The sequence below is a fragment of the Campylobacter sp. BCW_6463 genome (assembly GCF_001762785.1).
Classification (GTDB): Bacteria; Campylobacterota; Campylobacteria; order Campylobacterales; family Campylobacteraceae; genus Campylobacter_D; species Campylobacter_D jejuni.
Window position 1 is genome coordinate 1 of sequence record NZ_MJXL01000034.1, and the last position, 7,165, is coordinate 7,165.

General features: G+C 26.5%; 8 protein-coding genes. 1 reads left to right on the top strand and 7 read right to left on the bottom strand.

All coding sequences use genetic code 11. The features are described 5' to 3' along the window. Window positions 1–187: 187 nt before the first annotated feature. From AJ884_RS03620 to AJ884_RS03635, 4 genes are all read right to left on the bottom strand, one after another. Window positions 188–430 (bottom strand): DUF2442 domain-containing protein, encoded by a 243-nt coding sequence (locus AJ884_RS03620; protein ID WP_070233926.1) that lies wholly within the window; start codon window positions 428–430, stop codon window positions 188–190. Next, a complete protein-coding gene (locus AJ884_RS03625; RefSeq protein WP_060787620.1) occupies window positions 414–641 on the bottom strand; it encodes a DUF4160 domain-containing protein in 228 nt (75 codons plus the stop codon). Before AJ884_RS03625 ends, AJ884_RS03620 begins: the two co-directional genes overlap by 17 nt. A 622-nt stretch (window positions 642–1,263) precedes the next feature. Further along, window positions 1,264–2,271, bottom strand: a complete 1,008-nt coding sequence (locus AJ884_RS03630) for a DUF3825 domain-containing protein (RefSeq protein ID WP_070286465.1) — start codon at window positions 2,269–2,271, stop codon at window positions 1,264–1,266. A gap of 1,227 nt (window positions 2,272–3,498) precedes the next feature. Next, entirely contained in the window at window positions 3,499–3,930 is a 432-nt protein-coding gene (locus AJ884_RS03635) for a hypothetical protein (protein ID WP_070286466.1), read from the bottom strand. 208 nt (window positions 3,931–4,138) lie between these two features. Between AJ884_RS03635 and AJ884_RS10015 the strand changes: the two genes are divergently transcribed. Beyond that, window positions 4,139–4,309 carry a hypothetical protein gene (locus AJ884_RS10015; protein ID WP_002807115.1) on the top strand — a complete coding sequence of 57 codons (171 nt, stop codon included), beginning with the start codon at window positions 4,139–4,141 and terminating at the stop codon, window positions 4,307–4,309. A gap of 690 nt (window positions 4,310–4,999) precedes the next feature. Here AJ884_RS10015 and AJ884_RS03640 read toward each other — a convergent pair. Genes AJ884_RS03640 through AJ884_RS03645 form a run of 3 tightly spaced genes read right to left on the bottom strand, consistent with a single transcriptional unit; the run spans window position 5,000 to window position 6,643 of the window. After that, complete coding sequence (locus AJ884_RS03640; protein WP_002779581.1) at window positions 5,000–5,191, bottom strand: hypothetical protein; 192 nt, start codon at window positions 5,189–5,191, stop codon at window positions 5,000–5,002. Beyond that, a complete protein-coding gene (locus tag AJ884_RS10085) occupies window positions 5,184–5,459 on the bottom strand; it encodes a hypothetical protein (RefSeq protein WP_261660560.1) in 276 nt (91 codons plus the stop codon). The genes AJ884_RS03640 and AJ884_RS10085 overlap by 8 nt, the downstream gene beginning before the upstream one ends. Window positions 5,460–5,461: 2 nt before the next feature. Then, entirely contained in the window at window positions 5,462–6,643 is a 1,182-nt protein-coding gene (locus tag AJ884_RS03645) for a DNA methylase (protein ID WP_261660561.1), read from the bottom strand. Between the last annotated feature and the right edge of the window lie 522 nt (window positions 6,644–7,165).

A 7,165-nucleotide genomic window follows, 5' to 3' on the forward strand; every position in this document is an offset into this window, starting at 1 on the left:
GCTTTATCCATCTTTATTCCTTTCAATTATAACTTATTCATATTTTTAATAAAATTATACCATATTTTAATAATTTTTGCAAGTTTTTTTGCTATAAAATGCCTATTTTTTAGGGGTTTTAACGGGGTTCTTTTTTTTATTTAACTTGGGAAAAGTCGCCAAAATCTTCATCGGTTTAATTGTATTTTCACGCTACTTTGTTCGCATTACTTTTAAGCATAGCTTCTATACTTAAATGACAGTCCAATTCTTCCCATTCGATGCCTGTATTATCACAGATAAAATGCCATTTTTCTAAATCTTCTAAATTTGCATTTTCAAGTTCTTTGTACCATTTTAAAGGAGTTTGGATTATGCGTTCGTCTTCTAATAAAACAATAAGATAATCTTTATTGAATTTTACATTCTTTGCCTTAACTAAAGTATTCATTCCATCTCCTTTCAAATTCAAGTCTGTGTTTTTTAACAGTTTCAAGAATAAAAGACAAATCTTTATTTTTAAAATTGCTAAATTGAACTTGTAAATTTTCTAAATTAATTTTCGCAAATTCATTACCTTTCATAATATGAATATGCTTTGGTTCATGTTCGTTTGAATAAAAGAAAAACTTAAAGCCATTGATTTTTAAAAGAGTGGGCATAATTTTCCTTACTTTATTCATATTTTTAATAATTATACTATATTTTCGTGAATTTTGTTAAGTATTTTTGCTGTAAAATACCTATTTTTAGGCTTTTAATAGGATTTTTTTTATTTAACTTGGAAAAATGAATGAGAATTTGTAGTTTCATGTACTAACAAAGGCAAGGGGCTTTTCTGCCCCTGCGGTTTTGTTAGAAAAATACTTCAACTTTAAGCTTAAAAAACCTAAAATTTAGGTATAATCTCACAAAACGCTTACTATGTCGTTTCATAGTTAGCCTTTGTTGTAATTTTCCGCTAGAGTTGCAGCTCTAAAGCGGATTTTTTATTATAGCGAATCTTGTTTTTTGCTTTTCTAATTTTTTGCCAATCTTTTCTATTTTTTTGTAATTGTTTTAATTTACAAAAATTTTGTTTTAGCCTATTATTAATTGTTTACATGGTAAAATTATTTCAAACTTGTTTTAATAATTGCAAAGGTTTTAGTCTCTTGTTAATTGTTTGCATGGTAAAATTTCAAAAGAGAAAATAATTCGAAGAAAAGGGTTTTAGTCTCTTGTTAATTGTTTACATGGTAAAATGACTTATCTTAAAAGCCTATTTTACCAATGTTTTCACTTTCAAATGGTGTTTTTTACCCATTCAGATTCAACTATTGAAAGAACTCTTGCAGTTTTGTAAATATTATCATGCGGATTTAGTATAGTTCTCACAGCGTAATACTGTTCGTTTTTTACCTCTTCTTTTTCAACTACAACTATCGTATCAACTGATTCTTCTTGAAGTTTCAAAGGAATGTATAAAACTACCCTTTGCTTATAAGCTGCAGGAATAATCATCTTTTGAAGATTATAATTATCTTTGATGATTTTCAATTCACCATTAATAATGTGTCCTATGAACCTATCATTTAGTTTTTTCACAATTTCAGGTAATCGCTCTTTTCTCTCAAAAAGATGCAAATGATTTACCCTAAAATCCAATTTACTGTCAAAAATGATTTCATTTTTGAATGTATCATAATCGCTTAAAGATTTAGGTATTTCTAAATCATCTAAAACTCTATCTCCATTAGAACAAAATTTTCTAAAAACATATCCTCCGTTTTCTTGAATTTCAAAGTATGCAAATATTGGAAAAACACCTGTACTATACAAACCTGTATTGAAACATGCCTTTGTTTTGTCTTTATTATAAGTAATAATATCAGGATAGCTTTTATTTTCATAAATGAACTCAAAATATTTAAATAGATAAGAAAATAAAATATTATTTCCGTTTCCCCAAAATTCTTTTTGAGCTATATTAGAAAGCTCTTGGAGTGTATTTAGAAAATTTGGAAAATAGGCAAATTGAAACAACAAAGGTTTCTCTTCAACTTTGTTTTGAATTTGATCACGATTTGAAGTCTTGTTTCTTGTGGTAGCTTTTTTTACATAAACTAAAGAAGGTTCGTTTTCATCTTTTTCAAGATCAAAACCTGCTTCTATTAATGCCTTACTACAATTGATTTTTAAATCATATTTTCTTTTCAAATATTGACTGATATGTCCTGTAGTAACATGGTCAAATTTAGTCTTACTATCTTCATAGGCTTCCAAAATTAATTTTTCTATGTTTTTTTCCACGCTAAAAACCTAATTGTCCTTTCTTATAATCTTCTAAACCTTTCAATAGTCCAAAAAGTATGTCAGAATCAACCGCTCCTTCAATAGGAGTGCCTATTACTTTCCCTGTTGGAGTTAAAATATAAGTTGTTGCGAGTTAATTACAAATCAACTAAATAAAATACATATATTACAAGTTGTTTTCAAGCAATATGTAATTTTATTTCAATATGTGATACACATTAATACAACTTTACTTCAAGTATAGTTTATGTTTATGTAAATTTTTATTTCAACTTAACTACACTTTTACTACAACATAACTACAACTTGAGTGCAAAAAAACGCTACTTGATAAACTGCATTTTATTTTCAACTTAACTACAACATAATTACAACTTGAATTCAACTTTATTACAATTATTTTCAACTTAACTACAATTTGAGTTCAACTTTATTACACTTTCACTACACTTTAACTACAAAAATGTGAAAATTTGCATGTTTTTTGAAGTAAAAGTGTAGTTAATATGTAGTTAATGTTATTTTTATTACAACTTGAGTGTAACTTTATTACAACTTAACTACAAAAAAGAGTTTATTTAAAATACTATTTTATAGGGTTTTTAATATTAATTTAATTTTTATTGTTGAAAAAATATACTAAAAAGTGTAATAAAAAATAAAATATCAATATTTAGGGCTTATTATGTTAAAACCCTTATTTTTAGGTTCTTTTGCTTTTTTTGAAAAAAATGTAAAAAGTTGAGCCAATGGGCATAATGCAATAATATAGCCTAAATATAGGCGTTTAAATCTTATTGTTGTAGGCAAATTATGCTAATGTTTTACCGACATTTTGCGATTTGTAAAAAGCTTTTAAAATATCTATTTTGTAGGTTTTTAAGCATTATTGATAATCGAGTTATTGTGTAAGATTTTTGGCAAAAATAGACTTTAGAGCTAAAAACTACAAAATTTTCTTCATGGCGTGTATTTTTGATTGTGCTTGATTTATAGCGATAATATGAGAGCTAGGGCTTATTTTAGAAGTTCTTGCGAATTTTCAAAAATGCTTTGCAGTTTTGAAATGGGCTGTGGTTTTTGTTTTGTGTTGCGATTTTTGTAGGTTTTTTTGTGTTTTTTTGATTGCAAGTGGGTATCTTGAATGGATATAGGGTTTAAAATGACAGAATTAGCCTTTAAAAGGCTAAAATGATTTTTTTAATGGTTTTTATCGTTTTAGGGTTATTTTTTTGATTTTTGGGCGTTTTTTGAAAGAATATCGATTAGTGTTTCAAAATCTTGGATTTCTGATTTGGTGATTTTGAATTTGTCTTTGAGTGTTAGGAATTGATAGGCTGAAACTATATCAAGCTTTGGGTATTTGGCTTGTAAATCGATAATGCTCTCATGGTTTTTAACTCTTTTTAGTTTGGCAATAAAAGTGTTTTTTGTTTTTTTGATATAAGCCATAACAGCAGGTGTCATTTTGCTTTTGTTTTCATCTGTTTTGCCATAGATTGAGAGTATGAATGCTAGACAGCTAGTTATATTGATAAATAATTTGTCGTTTTTCTCTTTGTGGATTATTTTGTTTAGGTATATTTTGGTAAACCAAGTCTCTATAGCTTTGTATATTCGGTTTTTTGTGTTTGGTTTTGTATCTGTCTTAGGCATAAATGCTCCTATGTATTTGGTAGTTTTGTGGAATTAAACCGTATTTTTATTTAACTTGGGTATGAAATGAGTATTTTTATATATCAGGGAAAGTTTATGCTAGAAATATGTTTAAAAAATGGCAAAGATAGGGAGTAAATGAGAAAGAATGAGGCAATAAATAAGGCAATAAATGAGGGAATAAATGAGGTGATAAATGAGGTGATAAATGAGAGAAAGAATGAGTATAAAGGCTATAAGGATTTGTGTTAAGGATAGCGTTAAGATGAGATTTGAATGCGTAGAATGCAAGATAGGGAGGAATGGGAGATGGGGTATAAAGGGGGTGATAAATGAGGGGATAAATGATGAAAATTATTCAATGAAATGTAGCGGATAAAGAAGGGGAATAAATGAGGTGATAAAGGGTGAGAAGAATACTTTTCTATTTCAGGGGCTAAAAATACTTTAGGTTAGGTACAAAAATGGCAATATTATTAACGAAATTAATGAATGTTAGGTATAAAATTTTTTAACACCCTTTTTTTGAGAAAAATAAATTTCATTCTAAAAATACTATAAATCTCCAATTTATAGGCATTCTTTGCTTTAGGATAGGTATAAAAATGCTCTTGCTAAAGGCTAGACTTTTTAATGCTTAATTAAAACTATTTTTGTCTTTTTGTGGGTTTGGATTTGGAGTATTTTTTAATTGAAAAATTTACAAAAATTTTAGAGTAAAGATAGGTAAAAAAATAAAAATAAAAATAAAAAATGATAGATAAAAAAACAAAAAAATAAATCAAAATAAATATAGTTTTGCTGTAATTTTCTCTTTGAATTTTTGCTCGTGAAAAGTACAAGATAATTTTTTTATTTTTTTAATCATTTAAAAAACAATATTTTTTATATGAAAATTCACAGAAAAAAAAGATAAAATTTTAATACTAATTTTAATTAATTTTATTTTAAGTCTAAAATATATAGAGATAAAAGTGGTATAAAAAATACACTATTTAAAAAATACTTATTTTTTTACTTGTTTTTAATTGATTTTTATATCTAAAATATTTTTCTCATAAAAACATGATTACTCGTTTATATAGATAGACTTTTCAAGCTTTCTTTCCATTTCTTTTTTCTTTTTTTCAATTGCTTCATCAAATCCTTTAAGCACTGAAAATGGAGCAAACTGTGCCGCTCTTTTTTCTAATGGCATAAGAGGATATTTTGTAGATTTTTTGTATTTAATATTAATAATATCATCGTGGTTATTAGGCATTGTGTCCTCCTATTTGCGAATTAATTTTTAAGCCATTTTCAAGACTCGAGGCTTTAAAAATAGATTTTTTTCCATATTTGTGAACAATCGCGAGTCTAGCTTTTTGTAATTTCTCTTCTTTTATAAAATTTTTATTTTCCTTCTGTTCTATGTCGGCAAAAAGACTGGGTTCTTTAATTTTTTTTATCGTGTCATTTTTTACAACATTATTAAGAGTAAGACTTATTTTTCTAATTAAAAAATCAGCATTAACTATTAAATCAAACAATTCTAAACCTTTATTGCAAATAGTTTCCAAGGAAGAGCTGTGGTAATCCAAATTGTGATTGTTGAATGTGCATTTTTTGGAATAGATCTTCCATAAGAATCTTTACTCATTGGACCCTTGTAGCTTTGTACCTTCTCTAAGCTTTCTTTATCATATTGTACATCTAAAACGATTTGATTGCATGTTAAATTTTGCTCAATTAGCTCAAGAACCATATGATCGACGATTTCTTTAAGCATATCTCTAGTTTTTTTAAAACTATAAGGTTTAGGCAAAACCTTAGCCATTACCTTAGAGATATGTTTGCTTTTATATTCTTTAATAGCTTGCATTGTACAGCTTTCAAACCCCCAAGCATGATCGATTAATAACTCAGCATTTACTCCAAAAATTTGATAAAGTTTATCCTCGTTATTAAGAGAGTATCTTGCTAAATCTCCCATATTGTTAATGCCTATGCTTTTTAGTTTTGTTGCATATCCTTTGCCTATACGCCAAAAATCATTTATGGGCGTGTGTTGCCATAATTTTCTTCTATAAAGCATTTCATCCAAATACCCTATGCAAAGTCCATCTTTATTAATATTTTGTTTTTTGGCTAATATATCCATTGCAATTTTTGCTAAGTAAAGATTTGTTCCTATTCCTGCAGTTGCTGTTATTTGAGTTGTTTTTAAAATTTCAAATAATATGTTTTCAATGAGTTTGTCAGCAGATAGCTTATAATGTTTGATATAAGGAGTTAAATCAATAAATACTTCATCAATGGAGTAAATATGAATGTCTTTTGGATCAAAATACTTTAAATAAATACTGTAGATTTTAGAACTATAGTCTATATATGTTGACATCCTAGGTTTTGCAACAATGTAATCAAGTTCTAAATTAGGATTATTTATTAGTTCAAGATGATTGTATGATTTTGCACTGAAATATTTAGCAATTTTTAAGCGCTTGTAATTGATTGTTTTTACTTTTTGTATTAGTTCAAATAGTCTTAATCTGCCTGATATATTATAAGATCTTAATGCGGGAGATACCGCAAGACATATTGTTTTTTCGGTTCTACTTTCATCCGCAACTACAAGATTGGTATTTAGAGGATCTAATTTTCTTAAAATGCATTCAACAGAAGCATAAAATGACTTAAGATCTATAGCTGCATATTTTTGCGTATTATCCATATTTTCACATTTGTATATAATAATTATTTTTTAATTGTATAAAAAGAATTTTAATAGACTAAGATTGTTAATTTTTGGTTCTTGTTTTGGAATTAATCAATAAAACAATCAAGCTTGTAGATTTTTTCATCTAAAAATTTTATCAAAAACCATGCCTTGTTTAAAATTACATAGTATTACTCAATATTATGCTTTTATATATTTAAATCGAGCGAGCAAAGTATACGAAAAGATTTATATCAAGTTTAATTTTAAATGATAAAATTTAAGCTGAAATAATGATAAAGTTTTTTGAAAATGCTGATTGTAATAAAAAGTTACATTAATATAGGCAAATGAAATTTTCTGCTATTTTTTTTAATAATAATTGCTATTGATAAAATAAAAATCTGCCTTATTTTATACATGGAAAAATCTCAAAATCTTTATCACTCCTTTCATTTTTCGCTATTTAAAAAAATGAAACTGTTATAATAAGGATCTTGCTTTTTATATAAATCATAAACCAAAATACCAATAAAT